At 35.6% G+C, this 16,322-nt stretch carries 14 protein-coding genes and 1 pseudogene; 11 read left to right on the forward strand and 4 right to left on the reverse strand.

The window, feature by feature from the left end; translation table 11 throughout:
* Positions 1-38: 38 nt before the first annotated feature.
* From EKL98_RS10815 to argH, 7 genes and pseudogenes are all read left to right on the forward strand, one after another.
* Entirely contained in the window at positions 39-1,235 is a 1,197-nt protein-coding gene (locus EKL98_RS10815) for a glutamate-5-semialdehyde dehydrogenase (RefSeq protein WP_126562363.1), read from the forward strand.
* Positions 1,236-1,280: 45 nt separating this feature from the next.
* The gene (proB, locus tag EKL98_RS10820) at positions 1,281-2,042 is read left to right on the forward strand and encodes a glutamate 5-kinase (RefSeq protein ID WP_126562365.1); all 762 of its coding nucleotides are present in this window, start codon (positions 1,281-1,283) and stop codon (positions 2,040-2,042) included.
* A gap of 63 nt (positions 2,043-2,105) precedes the next feature.
* A pseudogene (locus EKL98_RS10825) lies at positions 2,106-2,486 on the forward strand (GxxExxY protein).
* A gap of 84 nt (positions 2,487-2,570) precedes the next feature.
* Positions 2,571-3,518 carry an N-acetylornithine carbamoyltransferase gene (locus EKL98_RS10830; protein ID WP_126562367.1) on the forward strand — a complete coding sequence of 316 codons (948 nt, stop codon included), beginning with the start codon at positions 2,571-2,573 and terminating at the stop codon, positions 3,516-3,518.
* A gap of 25 nt (positions 3,519-3,543) precedes the next feature.
* A complete protein-coding gene (gene argB, locus EKL98_RS10835; protein ID WP_126562370.1) occupies positions 3,544-4,347 on the forward strand; it encodes an acetylglutamate kinase in 804 nt (267 codons plus the stop codon).
* An 87-nt stretch (positions 4,348-4,434) separates the two neighbouring features.
* On the forward strand, positions 4,435-5,502 hold the full coding sequence (locus EKL98_RS10840; protein WP_126562372.1) for a M20 family metallo-hydrolase: 1,068 nt from the start codon (positions 4,435-4,437) through the stop codon (positions 5,500-5,502).
* A gap of 67 nt (positions 5,503-5,569) precedes the next feature.
* Positions 5,570-6,850, forward strand: a complete 1,281-nt coding sequence (argH, locus tag EKL98_RS10845) for an argininosuccinate lyase (protein ID WP_126562374.1) — start codon at positions 5,570-5,572, stop codon at positions 6,848-6,850.
* Positions 6,851-6,954: 104 nt separating this feature from the next.
* On the opposite strand, the gene ytxJ is transcribed toward argH, so the two are convergent.
* Positions 6,955-7,344 carry a bacillithiol system redox-active protein YtxJ gene (gene ytxJ, locus EKL98_RS10850; protein WP_126452376.1) on the reverse strand — a complete coding sequence of 130 codons (390 nt, stop codon included), beginning with the start codon at positions 7,342-7,344 and terminating at the stop codon, positions 6,955-6,957.
* Positions 7,345-7,489: 145 nt separating this feature from the next.
* On the opposite strand from ytxJ, the gene clpB reads away from it, so the two are divergent.
* A complete protein-coding gene (gene clpB / locus EKL98_RS10855; RefSeq protein WP_126562377.1) occupies positions 7,490-10,084 on the forward strand; it encodes an ATP-dependent chaperone ClpB in 2,595 nt (864 codons plus the stop codon).
* Between the two features lie 155 nt (positions 10,085-10,239).
* Here clpB and EKL98_RS10860 read toward each other — a convergent pair whose 3' ends face one another.
* The gene (locus tag EKL98_RS10860) at positions 10,240-10,707 is read right to left on the reverse strand and encodes an OsmC family protein (protein WP_126562379.1); all 468 of its coding nucleotides are present in this window, start codon (positions 10,705-10,707) and stop codon (positions 10,240-10,242) included.
* A gap of 199 nt (positions 10,708-10,906) precedes the next feature.
* On the opposite strand from EKL98_RS10860, the gene EKL98_RS10865 reads away from it, so the two are divergent.
* Positions 10,907-11,776, forward strand: coding sequence for a DUF808 domain-containing protein (locus EKL98_RS10865; RefSeq protein WP_126562381.1), 870 nt, complete (start codon positions 10,907-10,909; stop codon positions 11,774-11,776).
* Between the two features lie 131 nt (positions 11,777-11,907).
* Here the strand turns inward: EKL98_RS10865 and EKL98_RS10870 are convergent, their stop codons facing one another.
* A complete protein-coding gene (locus EKL98_RS10870) occupies positions 11,908-12,189 on the reverse strand; it encodes a hypothetical protein (protein WP_126452385.1) in 282 nt (93 codons plus the stop codon).
* A 327-nt stretch (positions 12,190-12,516) separates the two neighbouring features.
* Between EKL98_RS10870 and EKL98_RS10875 the strand changes: the two genes are divergently transcribed.
* Positions 12,517-13,404 carry a carbon-nitrogen hydrolase gene (locus EKL98_RS10875; protein WP_126462866.1) on the forward strand — a complete coding sequence of 296 codons (888 nt, stop codon included), beginning with the start codon at positions 12,517-12,519 and terminating at the stop codon, positions 13,402-13,404.
* 74 nt (positions 13,405-13,478) lie between these two features.
* Here the strand turns inward: EKL98_RS10875 and EKL98_RS10880 are convergent, their stop codons facing one another.
* Positions 13,479-15,005: a choice-of-anchor I family protein gene (locus tag EKL98_RS10880; RefSeq protein WP_126562383.1), complete on the reverse strand. Its 1,527-nt coding sequence runs from the start codon at positions 15,003-15,005 to the stop codon at positions 13,479-13,481.
* 185 nt (positions 15,006-15,190) lie between these two features.
* Here EKL98_RS10880 and EKL98_RS10885 point away from each other — a divergent pair, with 185 nt between their 5' ends.
* A complete protein-coding gene (locus tag EKL98_RS10885) occupies positions 15,191-16,231 on the forward strand; it encodes an agmatine deiminase family protein (RefSeq protein WP_126562384.1) in 1,041 nt (346 codons plus the stop codon).
* Positions 16,232-16,322 lie beyond the last annotated feature (91 nt).

The raw sequence follows: 16,322 nt of genomic DNA on the forward strand, positions 1-16,322 counted from the left end.
TATGTTTATATTTTTTTAAAATAGTAAACCAAAAACTAATGAACCACGTATTAGCAATAGAAAAACGAAATGCCGTTTTAAGCCATATGGCTAAACTTCTTGAACTAGAAAGAGCCAACCTTAAAACGGTGAATCAACAGGATATCAATAATTATTCTGGGGATGATTTGGCTATGGAAAAACGTTTACTCGTTGATGACGCCAAAATTGACGGTATGATTTTGTCCCTGCAACAATTAGCAAGTCAGGAAGATCCTATTGGCGTAGAACGTTTTAATTTCGACCATGAAAACGGAATGAAAATCATTAATAAAACAGCGGCTTTTGGAACCATAATGATTATTTATGAATCCAGACCCGATGTTACTGTTGAAGCTGGCGGAATCGCTTTTAAATCCGGAAATAAAATTCTATTGAAAGGCGGAAAAGAATCTTTGAAATCCAACTTGAAAATTGTGGAATTGTGGCATCAGGCTTTAATAACAAACAATGTATCAAAGGAATGGGTGGAATACTTGAATTACAATCGGGAAGACACGCAGGCATTTTTAGAAAAACCCACACAAAAAGTGGACTTAATCGTTCCTCGTGGTGGCGAAAACTTAATCGCTTTTGTAAAAAAACACGCTACTTGTCCCGTAATAATTAGTGGTCGAGGTAATAATTTTGTGTATGTAAATAAAGAAGCCGATTTAAAAAAAGCGCTAGACATTATTATTAACGGAAAAACCTCTAACATATCTGTTTGCAATGCTTTAGATAAAGTTTTAATTGATACTAATCTTGAAAACTGGGAAGCTTTTGCAAAAAAAATAACTACCGAATTACAACAAAGAAACGTTACGATTTTGGGAGATGAAAGCATTTCCAGAGCAACAGCTGTTCCTCAGATTGAATCGGATTTAATTTGGTACGAAGAGTTTTTGGATTATAAAATTGTTATTGGAACAACCAATTCGGATCAGGAAGCGATTGACAAAATAAATAAATATTGTGGTGGACATTCCGCTTCGATAATCACAAAAAATGATGCAATTGCCCAGAAATTCATGGAAAATGTAGATACGGCAGCCGTATATCAAAACGCCTCTACCCGATTCACGGATGGAGGACAGTTTGGTTTAGGTGGCGAATTGGCGATAAGCACGGACAAATTACACCAACGTGGGCCAATCGGCTTGCAACATCTAGTTACTAATAAGTGGTATATTTACGGAAATGGACAAATCAGGTAAAAATTAGTAGAGACAAGTTGCGACTTGTCTAAACAAAAAATAAAAATGGCCAAAAAAAGAATTTTATTAAAGTTAGGAAGCAATACATTAACCAAAGAAACCAATCACATTTCGAGAGGAAAGATTGAAGATATTGGAATGCAAATAGCGGTTTTACAAGACGAGTACGAATTTATCATTGTGAGTTCGGGCGCGATTGCTGCGGCCAAACAATTTGTAAAACTGGACAACCACGACAAAGATGTTTTTGTAAAACAAGCACTAGCTTCGATTGGTCAGCCACATTTAATGCGGATTTATCATGAAAATTTCCGTGATTTAGGATTGCTGATTTCGCAATGTTTACTTTCTTATTCTGATTTTGAAAAAGAACAATCTAAAGTAAATATCGTAAACACCATCAATGTGTTAGTCAAAAATAATTATATCCCAATTATCAATGAAAATGATACCGTAGCAACGGATGAGATCCAGTTTGGTGATAATGATAAATTAGCTGCGCTGACAGCCGTTTTATTAAATGTTGACCTTCTGATTATCGCCACCAATACGAATGGGATTTATACCAAAGCATCCATCCATGATGCCGTTCCTGAAACCATTTCTTTGGTAACTGATTTAAAAGTATTGGAAAAAGAAATCGGCGATTCAAAATCCTCACACGGAACTGGCGGAATGCAGTCTAAAATTGAAGCATCGGCAATCGCCAAAGCCGCTACTATCGAAACCTGGATTGTAAATGGCTTGGAAGACAATTTTATTTTAAAAGCTTTAAAAAACGAAATACCATTTACGAAGATTATATAAAGAAGGTACACAGATAAAACAGATTCGCGTTGCGAAGACGCTGATAAAAACAGATTTTTTAAAATGGATTTAAAACATAAAGAATTAACGGATGGAATTTTAAAAACTTTTTATGAAGTGTATAATGAATTTGGATATGGCTTTTTAGAAAAAGTATATCAAAATTCAATGTACATAGAATTAAAAAACAAAGGATACAAAGTTGAAGCTCAAAATAAAATTAAAGTTTACTATAAAGGAACTGAAGTTGGCGAATAATATGCGGATTTAATAGTGGAAAATTTAATAATATTGGAACTAAAAGCAGTAGATTATATTGTAAAAGATTTTGAAAACCAAATTTTAAATTATTTAAGAAGCACCGATTGTGAAGTAGGTCTGCTTTTAAACTTTGGAAAAAAACCTGAATTCAGAAGGAAAATTTTTGAAAACAATAGAAAATAAGAAATAATAAAAATCCGTTTTTATCCGTGTCTTCGCGATAGCGAATCCGTTTAATCCGCGTCCAAAAACTTAAAATACAAAAGAATGAATTACATCTCCATACAAAACATAGATTCGCTCGACGAATGGGTGAAACAAGCATTAAAAATCAAGAAAAAACCACTTAAAAATAAAAAACTGGGTAAGAACAAAACCTTAGGAATGTTGTTTTTTAATTCCAGTTTAAGAACACGTTTGAGTACACAAAAAGCAGCTTTAAATTTGGGAATGAACGTCATGGTAATGAATTTCACCAGCGAAGGTTGGACATTAGAATTTGAAGATGGAACCATCATGAACTCCGGTGCTTCGGAACATATTAAAGAAGCGGCTGCAGTAGTTTCTCAATATTGCGATATAATTGCCATCAGGGCTTTTGCCGGATTGGTAGACAAAGAAAAAGATAATACCGAAACCGTTCTTATGGGTTTCTTAAAATACGCCACGGTACCGGTTGTCAATATGGAAAGTGCTACAGGACATCCATTACAATCACTAGCCGATGCAATTACAATGGCTGAACACAAAACGGAACACCGTCCAAAAGTAGTTTTGACTTGGGCACCACATCCTAAAGCTTTACCTCAAGCGGTACCCAATTCCTTTGTGGAAATGATGCAATTACAAGAGGCTGATTTTGTAATTACGCATCCTGAAGGCTACGAATTGAATCCTGAAATCACGAAAGACTCCAAGATTGAATACGACCAAGACAAAGCTTTCGAAAACGCCGATTTTATCTATGCCAAAAACTGGAGCAATTATAACGAGTATGGTCAGATTACAAATTCCGACCCAAACTGGACCGTAACTGCCGATAAAATGAAGCTGACCAATAATGCTAAATTCATGCACTGTTTGCCAGTAAGACGTAACGTAATTGTAACAGATGAAGTGATTGACAGTGAAAATTCAATTGTTATCGAACAAGCCAATAATAGAACCTATGCCGCGCAATTAGTGTTGCAGAAGATTTTAGAAAGTGGAAAATAGAGAAAAGATTTTTAAAATATTAAAAATGAGTCCAAAACCCAAAACCCAGAACCTAAAATCCCTTTCAATCATAAAAATTGGTGGAAACATCATTGATAACCCAACGGAATTGTCACAATTTTTATCCGATTTTTCTAAGATTGAAGGCTACAAAATACTCGTTCATGGTGGTGGAAAATCAGCTACCAAAATGGCTGAAAGTATTGGTTTAATTCCACAAATGATTGATGGAAGACGCATCACCGATGCCGCTATGCTTGATGTAGTTGTGATGATTTATGCAGGTCAAATCAACAAAAATATTGTTACCCAATTACAATCAAAATCAACTAATGCGATGGGGTTCTCTGGTGCTGATGGAGATTTAATTCTATCGGATAAAAGAAACCATCCTACAATCAATTATGGTTTTGTGGGCGATGTAAAAAAAGTGAATACGGAATTGTTAGAAACATTACTTTCAACTGGAATAGTTCCTGTATTTTGCGCAATAACACACGATGGAAAAGGACAATTATTAAACACGAATGCCGATACCATTGCTAGCGAATTGGCAATTGCTTTATCAGAATTTTTTGATGTAACTTTAAATTATTGTTTCGAAAAACCCGGCGTTTTACATGATGCCGAAGATGATTCTTCCGTAATCGAGAACATCAATCAAGAGTTGTATTCTAAATTAAAAGTCGAAGGCACCATACATTCTGGCATGATCCCTAAATTAGACAACTGTTTCAACAGTTTATCCAAGGGAGTTCAAAAAATAAAAATTGGTCATCACCGAATGTTGAAAGATTCAAAGGCAATTTGCACACGCATCAAATTATAAAAAAAGTTGAACACAAATTTCACAGATTTGCACAAAATTTTTTATTTCAATTAAAAAAAAATCTGTAAATCCGTGGCTAAAATAAGTATGAAAAATATAGAAATCCTTACACAAGAAGCCATTTCGCTATTAAAAGCACTGATTGAAACGCCTTCATTTTCAAGTGAAGAAGACCAAACTGCACTTTTAATCGAAAATTGGTTTACACAAAATAGTATTCCTTTCGAAAGAGAGAATAACAATATTTGGGCTTTCAATAAACATTTTGATACCACCAAACCTACGCTATTACTCAATTCGCACCACGATACTGTAAAACCAAACCAAGGTTATACTAATGATCCATTTGAAGCTATCGTAAAAGACGGCAAATTATTTGGACTGGGAAGCAATGATGCGGGAGGTTGTCTGGTTTCACTTTTAGCCACTTTTGTACATTTTTATTCGAATGAGAATCTGCCTTACAATATTGTGATGGTAGCTTCAGCCGAAGAAGAAAGCAGCGGGAAAAATGGATTAAACAGCGTATTGAAACATTTACCGGAATTGGAATGTGCCATTGTTGGAGAACCTACTTTAATGCAATTGGCCGTAGCCGAAAAAGGATTATTGGTACTCGATGTCATCGTAAAAGGCACTGCAAGTCACGCCGCACACAACAATCCTGATAATCCTATTTACAATGCGATACCCGTTATCGAATGGTTTAACAGCTATCAATTCGAAAAAATATCGGAGGTTTTAGGTCCTGTAAAAATGACCGTAACACAAGTCACTGCAGGTAAACAACACAACGTAGTTCCCGCCGAATGTCATTTGGTTGTCGATATCAGAGTGAATGATCGTTATAATAATCAAGAAATATTAGATATTGTAAAAAAACATTTGACTGCCGAAGTCAATCCACGTTCGATGCATTTAAATGCGTCATCAATTCCTGTTGCACACGAATTAGTACAAGCAGGAATAACATTGGGAAGAACCACGTATGGATCGCCTACCCTTTCGGATCAATCGGTTTTGAGTTGTCAATCCTTGAAATTAGGACCTGGTGAAACCCTGCGGTCACACTCGGCAGACGAATTTATATTTATAAACGAAATAGAAGAAGGAATTCAATTGTATATCAAAATACTAACTGATTTTTTTAAATAATAATAATAATAATAATAATCTGTAGGGACAAGTCGCGACTTGTCCCTACGAAAAAAAAATAAAAATCATGAAACTTTGGGAAAAAGGAATACCAACAGATAAACAAATAGAACATTTCACCGTTGGTAACGACAGAGAACTGGATTTAGTGCTGGCAAAATACGATGCTTTAGGTTCTATAGCACATGCAAAAATGCTGGGACAAATTGGTCTTCTAACAGATTCCGAAACCGTTTCTCTGGTTTTGGCTTTGGAAGAAATTATAAGAGACGTTGAAAACGGTAAATTCGAAATCGAAGACAGTTTCGAGGACGTACATTCTAAAATCGAGTATCTATTAACGGTAAAATTAGGCGATGCCGGAAAAAAAATTCATACTGCTCGTTCTCGTAACGACCAAGTTTTGGTAGACGTTAATTTGTATCTAAAAGACGTGGTTAAAGAACTAAAGCAACAAGTAAAAAGTCTTTTTGATTTGCTAATGGAGTCGGCCGAAAAACATCAAAATATTTTATTGCCAGGATATACTCACCTTCAAATTGCGATGCCTTCTTCTTTTGGAATGTGGTTTTCTGCTTACGCCGAAACCTTAATTGATGATGTAACGATGCTGAATGCCGCTTTGAAAATTGTAGACCAAAATCCATTAGGTTCGGCCGCAGGTTACGGAAGTTCGTTTCCTATCGATAGAACATTTACGACTAAAGAATTAGGGTTTGAAACCTTAAAATTCAATTCTGTAGCGGCACAAATGAGCCGTGGAAAATCAGAAAAAACGGTTGCTTTTGCCATGAGTAGTGTAGCAGCTACTCTAGCTAAATTTTCTATGGATGTTTGTTTGTATATGAGTCAGAATTTTGATTTCATCACTTTGCCTGCCCATCTTACAACAGGCTCGAGTATCATGCCGCATAAGAAAAATCCGGATGTTTTTGAATTGATTCGTGGAAAATGCAACAAGATTCAAGCATTGCCATACGAAATTACTTTAATTACCAACAACCTTCCTAGTGGTTATCACAGAGATTTACAATTATTGAAAGAAGGTTTATTTCCAGCAATTCAAAACCTGAAAGCATGTTTAGATATCGCTATTTTTGCGATTAAAGACATTAAAGTGAAAGAACACATTTTAGACGATAAAAAATACGATTATTTGTTTACGGTAGATTCCTTAAACGAAATGGTTGTTGCAGGAATGCCTTTTAGAGATGCGTATAAAGCCGTTGCTGAGCAATTAGAAAATGGTACTTTCCAATCTCCAAAAGAAACCAAACATACACACGAAGGAAGTATTAACAACCTTTGTTTAGCAGAAATAAAAGAAAAAATGATGAATGCTTACTAATCATCTCATCGATTTGTCCACAAAATAAAACCGCAGATTCGCTAACTAATGGCTACATTAAATTAGTGAATTTGCGGTAAATTATTTAAAAACAATACTTTTTACTAGACTTTCGTCCCTAACTCCTCCGCGTCAATATCGCTATGGGAAACATTATAAATAGCTTTTCCTTCTTTTATTAAAATCAATTGTGGAGATTGATGGGTCACGCCAAAACGATTCGCAATTTCATTAGAAATATCACGATGCGTTATTAAATCTAAAAAATAAGGCGTAACTTTATCTGAACTATTGAACTCATTTTCAAACTGTTTTAGCGCCATTCTACTTATACTGCATCGAGTACTGTGTTTAAAAATGGCTACCGGTTTTTCATTTGAAATAGCGATAATTTCATCCAGTTGTACCAAATCAGTTAATTCATTCCAGTTGATTTTGTTTTCTTTAAAATCCTTGTCGTCTGAACTACTAAAAATATTTTTGAAAAAACTCATAATTGTCTTTTTTTAAGACATTTTGACTTTAAAGTATGATACCAATCATAAATTTTCCGTCAATTTGTCTGTATTATTGTATTGGAATATATATATTGAATATAATTCGTAAAGTTAAGTAAAAGCTACAAAACAATGTACCATCATGAACATAAATAAATTTACAATCAAATCCCAGGAAGCTATTCAGCTTTCGCAACAATTGGCACAAAGCTATGGGCAACAACAAATAGAAAATGAACATATTTTTAAAGCTATTTTTGAAGTCGACGAAAATGTGGCACCTTTTATTTTAAAAAAACTGAATGTAAATGTGCCCTTGTTTCTTCAAATATTAAACAGTACAATCCAGAGTTTTCCAAAAGTTTCTGGTGGCGAAATTATGCTTTCCAGAACTGCAAACACCACGCTGAACGAAGCCGAAATTATTGCAAAAAAAATGAATGATGAATTCGTTTCTGTGGAGCATTTAATTTTAGCAATTTTTGATTCTAAAAGTAAAGTATCCCAAATATTAAAAGATCAAGGCGTTACCGGAAAAGGGCTAAAAGCTGCTATCGATGAATTGCGAAAAGGAGAACGGGTAACTTCGGCATCTGCTGAAGAAACCTATAATTCCTTAAATAAATATGCCAAAAATCTTAACGAATTAGCTCGAGCAGGGAAACTCGATCCAGTAATTGGTCGTGACGAGGAAATACGCAGGGTATTACAAATTCTAACCCGAAGAACTAAAAACAACCCAATGCTCGTGGGAGAACCAGGAGTGGGAAAAACCGCCATTGCTGAAGGATTGGCACACCGAATTGTAGATGGAGATGTTCCAGATAATTTGAAAGATAAAATCGTTTATTCGCTTGATATGGGAGCTTTGATTGCTGGCGCCAAATACAAAGGAGAATTTGAAGAACGATTAAAATCCGTGGTGAAAGAAGTGACTTCTGCCGAAGGCGATATAGTTTTATTCATTGACGAAATCCATACCCTTGTGGGAGCCGGTGGTGGCGAAGGCGCTATGGATGCGGCTAATATTCTGAAACCGGCTTTGGCTCGTGGAGAACTTCGTGCCATTGGAGCCACAACATTGGACGAATATCAAAAATATTTTGAAAAAGACAAAGCACTCGAAAGACGTTTCCAAAAAATTGTGGTCGAAGAACCGGATACCGAAAGTGCTATTTCTATTTTGCGCGGAATTAAAGAAAAATACGAAACGCATCATAAAGTCCAAATCAAAGACGATGCTATTATTGCCGCTGTCGAACTATCGCAACGGTATATTACCAACCGTTTTCTTCCAGATAAAGCTATTGATTTAATGGATGAAGCCGCTTCAAAACTGCGTATGGAAATCAATTCGAAACCCGAAGAACTGGATGTTTTGGATCGAAAAATCATGCAATTGGAAATTGAAATTGAAGCCATTAAACGAGAAAAAGACGAAAGCAAACTTAAAATTTTGGGAATGGATTTGGCCAATCTCAAAGAAGATCGCAACGAAATCTACGCCAAATGGAAATCAGAGAAAGACGTTGTCGATAATATTCAAGCCGTAAAAACGGAGATTGAAGACTTTAAATACGAAGCTGAACGTGCAGAACGTGAAGGCGATTATGGAAAAGTAGCTGAAATTCGGTATGGTAAAATCAAGGAAGCACAAGAACGTTTAGCCATTTTACTCAAGGAATTACAAGAAAACCAATCCGGAACTTCGTTGATAAAAGAAGAAGTCACTCGTGAGGACATTGCCGAAGTAGTGGCTAAATGGACCGGAATTCCAGTAATGAAAATGCTTCAAGGCGAACGAGAAAAACTACTGAAACTGGAAGATGAATTGCATCACAGAGTCGTAGGACAGGAAGAAGCCATTGAAGCCGTAAGTGATGCCGTGCGCAGAAGCCGTGCCGGATTGCAGGACATGAAAAAACCGGTGGGAACCTTTCTTTTCCTTGGAACTACGGGAGTTGGTAAAACCGAATTGGCGAAAGCCTTGGCCGAATACCTGTTCGACGATGAAAATGCGATGACCCGTATTGACATGAGTGAATATCAAGAACGCCACAGCGTAAGTCGTTTGGTGGGTGCGCCTCCGGGATATGTAGGTTATGATGAAGGCGGACAATTGACCGAAGCCGTACGTAGAAAACCGTATTCTGTAATCTTATTGGATGAGATTGAAAAAGCCCATCCGGACACGTTTAATATCTTGCTACAAGTCTTGGATGAAGGACGTTTGACAGATAACAAAGGGCGTTTAGCCGATTTTAAAAACACGATTATCATCATGACTTCAAACATGGGAAGCCAGATTATTCAGGAGAAATTCGAAAATCTAAAAGGAAGTGTGGAAGCGGCAACCGAATTGGCCAAGATAGAAGTTCTAGGGTTGCTAAAACAAACGGTGCGTCCTGAATTTATCAATCGTATTGATGAAATCGTAATGTTCACGCCATTGACTACTAAAAATATAGCTCAAATTGTAGGTTTACAACTAAAAAGCGTAAGCAAAATGTTGGCACAACAAGGCATCACGATGGACGCGACTCCGGAAGCTATTGCCTACTTATCAGAGAAAGGATACGATCCACAATTTGGAGCCAGACCCGTGAAAAGAGTGATTCAAAGAGATGTGCTCAATGAATTATCCAAAGAAATTCTATCCGGAAAAATAACAACCGACAGCATTGTGTTGATAGATGCTTTTGATGGAAAACTGGTTTTTAGAAATCAAAGTGAGTGAGTTTCTTAAGTTTCTAGAAACATTTAAACTTATGAAAACACTGGTCGAAAGGCTAGTGTTTTTTTATACTTTACAGTTTTTTTGAAGTAAACCCGCTGATTTGCTTGCCATTTTATAATTAAAATCCACAAAAAAGTAAAAACGACATTCCAACTTTAATTTATACCTGCAACTTCACAAGTTGGAAAGTGTACAATTGGAAAATTACACGAATTGGCTATAAAACAGAGTTTGTTTGCTTTTTTATGCAAGCTAAGTGCCTCTTCTACTTTTTCTTTGTTAGTAATACGAACTTTTGGATTCAGTTTAATCACAATAAAGCGCCCGCTACCGTCGTCCGAAATTTCCAGAGTTGCCTCTGCCTCGTCCGTATAAGTTATCACGTCGATACCATTTTGTTTACAAACATACAAGTAAGACATCATGTGACAGGATACCACGCTACTCAATAACAGGTCTTCAGGATTGTACAAAGCAGGATCTCCTTTGAAAGCTTTAGCAGCCGAAACATTTAAAACAGCCTTACCATCAATAGTTATGGTATGACTTTTAGTGTACGTCGCCGCTTCCTTCTTGGAAAAAAGCCAATCTAATTTAGCTTTAAATACATGTTTAAATTCCATACTTATTTTTATTTCAAATGTAATTAAAAACAGTATCGCTACTACAGAAAGATTCTGGGTGAATATTAACTAAAAATTTACCCGTTTTATAAATAGAGTAAATCAAAAAGTAGTAGCTTCGCATCACTAAACAATCAATATGCGCAGATTAGATTTGGGTACAACAATACCAGAATCCGCGCTGTAAAAAACAATCAAAATGGCATCAGGTTTTTTCGCACTATTAGATGATATCGCAGCAATCATGGATGATGTTGCAGTAATGAGTAAAATTGCAGCCAAAAAAACAGCTGGAATTCTAGGCGATGATTTAGCCGTAAATGCCGAGAAAGCTTCCGGATTCATCTCCTCTAGAGAACTACCCGTTCTTTGGGCAATAGCAAAAGGCTCATTCCTTAATAAAGTAATCATTTTGCCCATTGCCTTTCTTCTAAGTGCATTTTTACCGGTAGCTGTTATCATAATCTTAATACTTGGCGGGCTTTATTTAGCTTACGAAGGCGCCGAAAAAATATACGAATACTTCTTCCCGCACGAACATGCAAAACACGAAATTTTAATGGAACTGTTGACCGAGGAACAAATTTTAGCTTTCGAAAAAGAAAAAATCAAATCAGCTATAGTAACCGATTTTATTTTATCAGTAGAAATCGTAATTATTGCATTGGGAACTGTAATTGGCAAACCCCTTTCATCACAAATAATGGTAGTTTCCATCATTGCAATCATAGCAACCGTTGGTGTTTACGGCATTGTGGCCCTAATTGTCCGAATGGATGAAGCAGGTTTAAAACTGATGCAACTAAGTTCCAAAGAGAAAAGTTTTTCAAAAACGTTAGGAAATATTCTGGTACAAGCCTTGCCAAAAGTTATCAAAAGTTTGTCCGTAATAGGAACTATCGCTTTATTATTAGTGGCTGGCGGCATATTTGTACATGAAATTCCGTTCCTGCACGACATACTACCACAAATACCGTCCATATTAACTGAATTTATAATAGGCCTTGTATTTGGTGCTATCGTCTTGGGAATTGTAACCCTGTTTAAAAAGATAATTGGCAAAAAGTAAAGACACTTTAGTCTCACTCGTGAATATCAACAAAAACTGACTACTATAAATTTGTAACAGCTAGAAGGACACTTGCTAGCGCAGAAAGTGATCTAAAGAACTGCACCAAATAATTAAAGAATACCAATATACTAAAACAACTTATATATTCTGTGAATTGGAATCATCACACCTTGCTTTAAGATCACATTTTTGTCTGTAACACCCCAAACCGTTGTGTCAACTATTTTTTTTGATTCGTTATCCTCAAAGTAAATTTTAATTTTTGAATGTTCTAAATTACCCAATGCTAAAGCCCTGTTGATCTCACTTATTCTAGTTTTTATTTCGTCAACATCGTTAAGAACGTCTGTTTGTGGAAATTTAAGAAGAGTTATGTCTTCTTTATCGATGATTTTGAATTCTTCTTTCATAATTGTAAAAATTTAATAAATACTAAATTACAGTATTTTGGTAAAGTAAAAACTTGACACCTTTTATTCGCTATAATACTACCTACAAAAATAAAACCTCCTTGTTTTGTTAGTGCCAATTTTATATTAATTTTTTCTATGGCTCAAAATCTGGATGTTTAAAGTAAATGTTCTCTATATCCATGTACAAATTCTTTAAAAGTAAGTGTAAATCTAAAAAAACCAATAAATATGAACAACGGCTAATTAAAATCCTAAAAAAAACACATTATCTCTATTTTCTACTCTTTATAAAATTCACTATTTTTGCAGTCTAAAATTTTAGTCATGCCAAACAAGAAATACAAAATAGCAGTCATCCAATTAAACCTTAATGATATTGCCGAAAACAATCTAAAAAAATGTTTAAGTTGGGTTCGTGATGCAGCAAATCAAGGTGCCGAAGTTATTTCGTTGCCGGAATTATACAGCAGTCATTATTTTTGTCAAAGTGAAGATGTAGATAACTTTGCTTTAGCAGAACCTTTGTATAGTACTTCTTTTATCGCTTTTAGTGCTTTGGCAAAAGAATTAGGAGTAGTAATTATTGTTCCTTTCTTCGAAAAAAGAATGGCAGGAATATACCACAATAGCGCCTACATTATTGATACTGATGGTTCCGAAGCAGGATTATACCGCAAAATGCACATTCCGGACGATCCTCATTTTTATGAAAAATTCTATTTCACCCCCGGTGATTTGGGCTTTAAAACGATTCCAACTAAAAAAGGAAAGGTTGGAACGCTGATTTGTTGGGATCAATGGTATCCGGAAGCAGCTCGTTTGACGGCTCTACAAGGTGCTGAAGTATTGTTTTACCCAACCGCAATTGGATGGCATCCACAAGAAAAAGAACAATACGGCGAAAACCAACATGGCGCTTGGATGAGTGTTATGAAGGGACATGCGGTTGCGAATGGCGTTTATGTTGCTGCTGCAAATAGAATTGGCTTAGAACAGTACTTGCCTGATACGGCGGGAATTCAGTTTTGGGGATCTTCATTTATTGCTGGACCACAAGGCGAAATTTTGGCGCAAGCCTCACACGACAAAGAAGAAATCCTGATTGCTGAAGTAGATTTAGACTTACAGGAAAATGTGCGTCAGAACTGGCCATTTTTCAGAGACAGAAGAATTGATGCTTTTGGTGATATTACAAAAAGAGCCATCGACTAAATCGTCATTATATAATTAAAAAATCCCTGCTAAGAAATTATTCTAAGCAGGGATTTTATTTAAAACTTCTACTTTTAATTTAAATCTGGTTGAAATATTTTAACGGTACCGTCACCTTCACTGCTCACCACTACTAAACTTCTTTTGGTTGGACTTTTCGAAGCTGGAATAAAAAGTAACCCTTCTGGTGCATCACCTGTTTTTAAAATCTGTAAAAATTTTGGAGTTGCTGGAATAGTGACATCATACACCATAAGAGCATCTGCTCTTTCCAATCCAACGAAAAGAATAGTTTTTTGTCCCATTTTAGCAACAACAACTGATTCTGGTTCTACTGATTTATCATCACTTCGATTGTCATCATAGACACCAAACTCTTGCGCTTTCTTGTCTAATTCATTTTTACTATCATAAACCATTTCTCCTGTGTTTCCATTCCAAATAGAGAACGAACGGGCTCCAAAAGAAACTAATTCATCAAAATCACCATCGCCGTCCGTATCACCCATTTTGGTATTGATATTCAATCTTCCCATACTTGCCTCAGCTTTTAAAGCCGCCGCATTAGGAAACGCTAATGGATCCAGAACAACCGAAGAGCTGCTAATTCTTTTTACATCAACAAAAGCACTATATTCTCTAGCATCTCCTTCATTTGCAGTAACAAAATAAGGAATATTATTTATTTCAAAATTACTAATTGCATCGGGTTGAAACATTCCTTTAACTTTCCATGTATTAGCCAAAACACCTCCATCTTTATCACTAATGTCAATAGCATTTTCGGCAAGATTGTAGTCTTTAAAACCTAAAGGAAAAATAGTAGTGATCGTTTTGGTTGCCAAATCAATTTTAGCTACTCCGTTATTTTCCTGTAAAGTCACCCAAGCCGTTTTTGAATCAGCAGAAATCGTGATGTATTCCGGTTCAATATCTGAGGCAAAATTATTAGTTGGACTTGCAATTCTGAATCCTTTGGTTTTCAATGTACTCAATTGATTGCTAAAACTTCCGAAATTTAAAGTCGTCACTGCATAATTATTATTGACTGCGATAATCGAAACAGAACCGTCGGGATCTATAGAATACGTATCATTTGGCTCACCTTCATTGGCAGTCATGATATAATTTCCGTCAGGAGAGAAAGTAATCATATCCGGTAAAGCACCAACCGTAATTTCTTTGATGACACTGTACTTAGCCGTATCAAGAACGACCACCTTTCCTGCATCTTGCTTATTTGGTTTTGCTTCTAATGCAACTGCTAATTTGCCATTAAAAGTTGCAACGCTATTTGAAGTTCCATTAAACGGCGTTAAATCGATACTTGCTACAAAAACCGGACTTGATGGATTAGATAAGTCGATAACATCAATTCTATTCGTATTACTGTTGTTTACGGTAAATAACTTTTTAGAAACCTCATCATACGCACTTATTTCAGCAGCTCCGGCACCACCAATCACAATTGAACCAATTTCTTTGAAAGTGGCAGCGTTTTCATTGATAACCAACTCAGGAGATCCCTCTTTATCAGAATCCTTTTCGCAACTTGACAATACCATAATTGCCGCTAATAGTGTAATACCATATTTCTTCATAAGTGTATTTTTAATTTTTATCAAAAATAACTAGCTGAAGACCAACAAGAATTAACTAAATATTATATAATCATTACCAAAACTATTCTTATAAATTTATGAAATATTGGAAATGAATGGTTGCAAACTATTTTAAAATCCTACTGAATGTTTATATTTGCAGACTTTAAAATTAGATATGCTGTATGACTACAAATAATAGAAGATTTCCAGCTGAATGGGAAAAGCAACAAGGCATTTTACTTTGTTTTCCGCATAACGGTAAAGACTGGCCGGGGAAATACGAGACTGTTCAATGGGCTTTTGTAGAATTCATTAAAAAAGCAGCTTCTTTTGAGCAAGTCTTTTTAGTAGTTGCTGATGAAAACCAAAAAGAGAAAGTCAATACGATGCTGGAAACAGCTCATGTTGTGCTAACAAATGTTTCCTACATCATTCATAAAACCAACAGAAGTTGGATGCGTGATTCAGGTCCGATAATTGTCAAAAACGGAGCCGAAAGAGAAGCTTTGAACTTTAATTTTAATGGTTGGGCAAAATATAAAAACATTCAATTAGATAAATTTGTTCCTGCCAAAGTAGGAGAATTTCTGAATATTCCTATTACTCAAGTTTTATACAAAGGAAAACCGGTAATTGTAGAAGGTGGCGCGATTGATACTAACGGAAGAGGAACTTTATTGACTTCAGAAGAATGCTTGATGCATCCGGATATTCAGGTTCGGAATCCCAATTTCACTAAAGCCGATTATGAAGCCGTTTTCAGGGAATATCTTGGGATAACCAATGTAATTTGGTTAGGCAATGGAATTGAAGGTGATGATACGCACGGCCATATTGATGATTTATGTCGATTTGTGAATGAAGATACTATTGTGACTATTGTAGAAACAGATCCAACGGATAATAATTACAAACCGTTGCAAGACAATTTAAAACGCTTACAAAATGCCAAACTAGAAAATGGAAAATCACCTATAATTGTGACTCTACCAATGCCAAAACAGCTGGAATTTGATGGCTTGCGATTGCCTGCCAGTTATGCCAATTTTCTAATTTTGAACAATTGTGTTTTGGTACCTACTTTTAACGACAGTAACGACCGAAAAGCATTGAACATCCTTGCAGAATGTTTTCCTGATCGAGAAATCATTGGGATCAGTGCTACTGATTTTATTTGGGGTTTTGGAACATTGCATTGCCTAAGCCAGCAAATTCCTGAGTAAATTTAGAATAGAAAAATATAACACATAAAAAAGACTTGTGGATTTAATTCCTACAAGTCTTTTCTTTTTTTAATATTTTATGACTATTTAT

The organism is Flavobacterium bomense, assembly GCF_003970355.1.

Coding starts and splice junctions, on each gene's coding strand:
- EKL98_RS10860 (WP_126562379.1), bottom strand. CDS start 10,707: ATGGAATTTAAACATGTATTTAAAGCTAAATTAGATTGGCTTTTTTCC.
- EKL98_RS10885 (WP_126562384.1), top strand. CDS start 15,191: ATGACTACAAATAATAGAAGATTTCCAGCTGAATGGGAAAAGCAACAA.
- EKL98_RS10875 (WP_126462866.1), top strand. CDS start 12,517: ATGCCAAACAAGAAATACAAAATAGCAGTCATCCAATTAAACCTTAAT.
- EKL98_RS10870 (WP_126452385.1), bottom strand. CDS start 12,189: ATGAAAGAAGAATTCAAAATCATCGATAAAGAAGACATAACTCTTCTT.
- EKL98_RS10830 (WP_126562367.1), top strand. CDS start 2,571: ATGAATTACATCTCCATACAAAACATAGATTCGCTCGACGAATGGGTG.
- argB (WP_126562370.1), top strand. CDS start 3,544: ATGAGTCCAAAACCCAAAACCCAGAACCTAAAATCCCTTTCAATCATA.
- EKL98_RS10865 (WP_126562381.1), top strand. CDS start 10,907: ATGGCATCAGGTTTTTTCGCACTATTAGATGATATCGCAGCAATCATG.
- argH (WP_126562374.1), top strand. CDS start 5,570: ATGAAACTTTGGGAAAAAGGAATACCAACAGATAAACAAATAGAACAT.
- proB (WP_126562365.1), top strand. CDS start 1,281: ATGGCCAAAAAAAGAATTTTATTAAAGTTAGGAAGCAATACATTAACC.
- EKL98_RS10880 (WP_126562383.1), bottom strand. CDS start 15,005: ATGAAGAAATATGGTATTACACTATTAGCGGCAATTATGGTATTGTCA.
- EKL98_RS10815 (WP_126562363.1), top strand. CDS start 39: ATGAACCACGTATTAGCAATAGAAAAACGAAATGCCGTTTTAAGCCAT.
- clpB (WP_126562377.1), top strand. CDS start 7,490: ATGAACATAAATAAATTTACAATCAAATCCCAGGAAGCTATTCAGCTT.
- EKL98_RS10840 (WP_126562372.1), top strand. CDS start 4,435: ATGAAAAATATAGAAATCCTTACACAAGAAGCCATTTCGCTATTAAAA.
- ytxJ (WP_126452376.1), bottom strand. CDS start 7,344: ATGAGTTTTTTCAAAAATATTTTTAGTAGTTCAGACGACAAGGATTTT.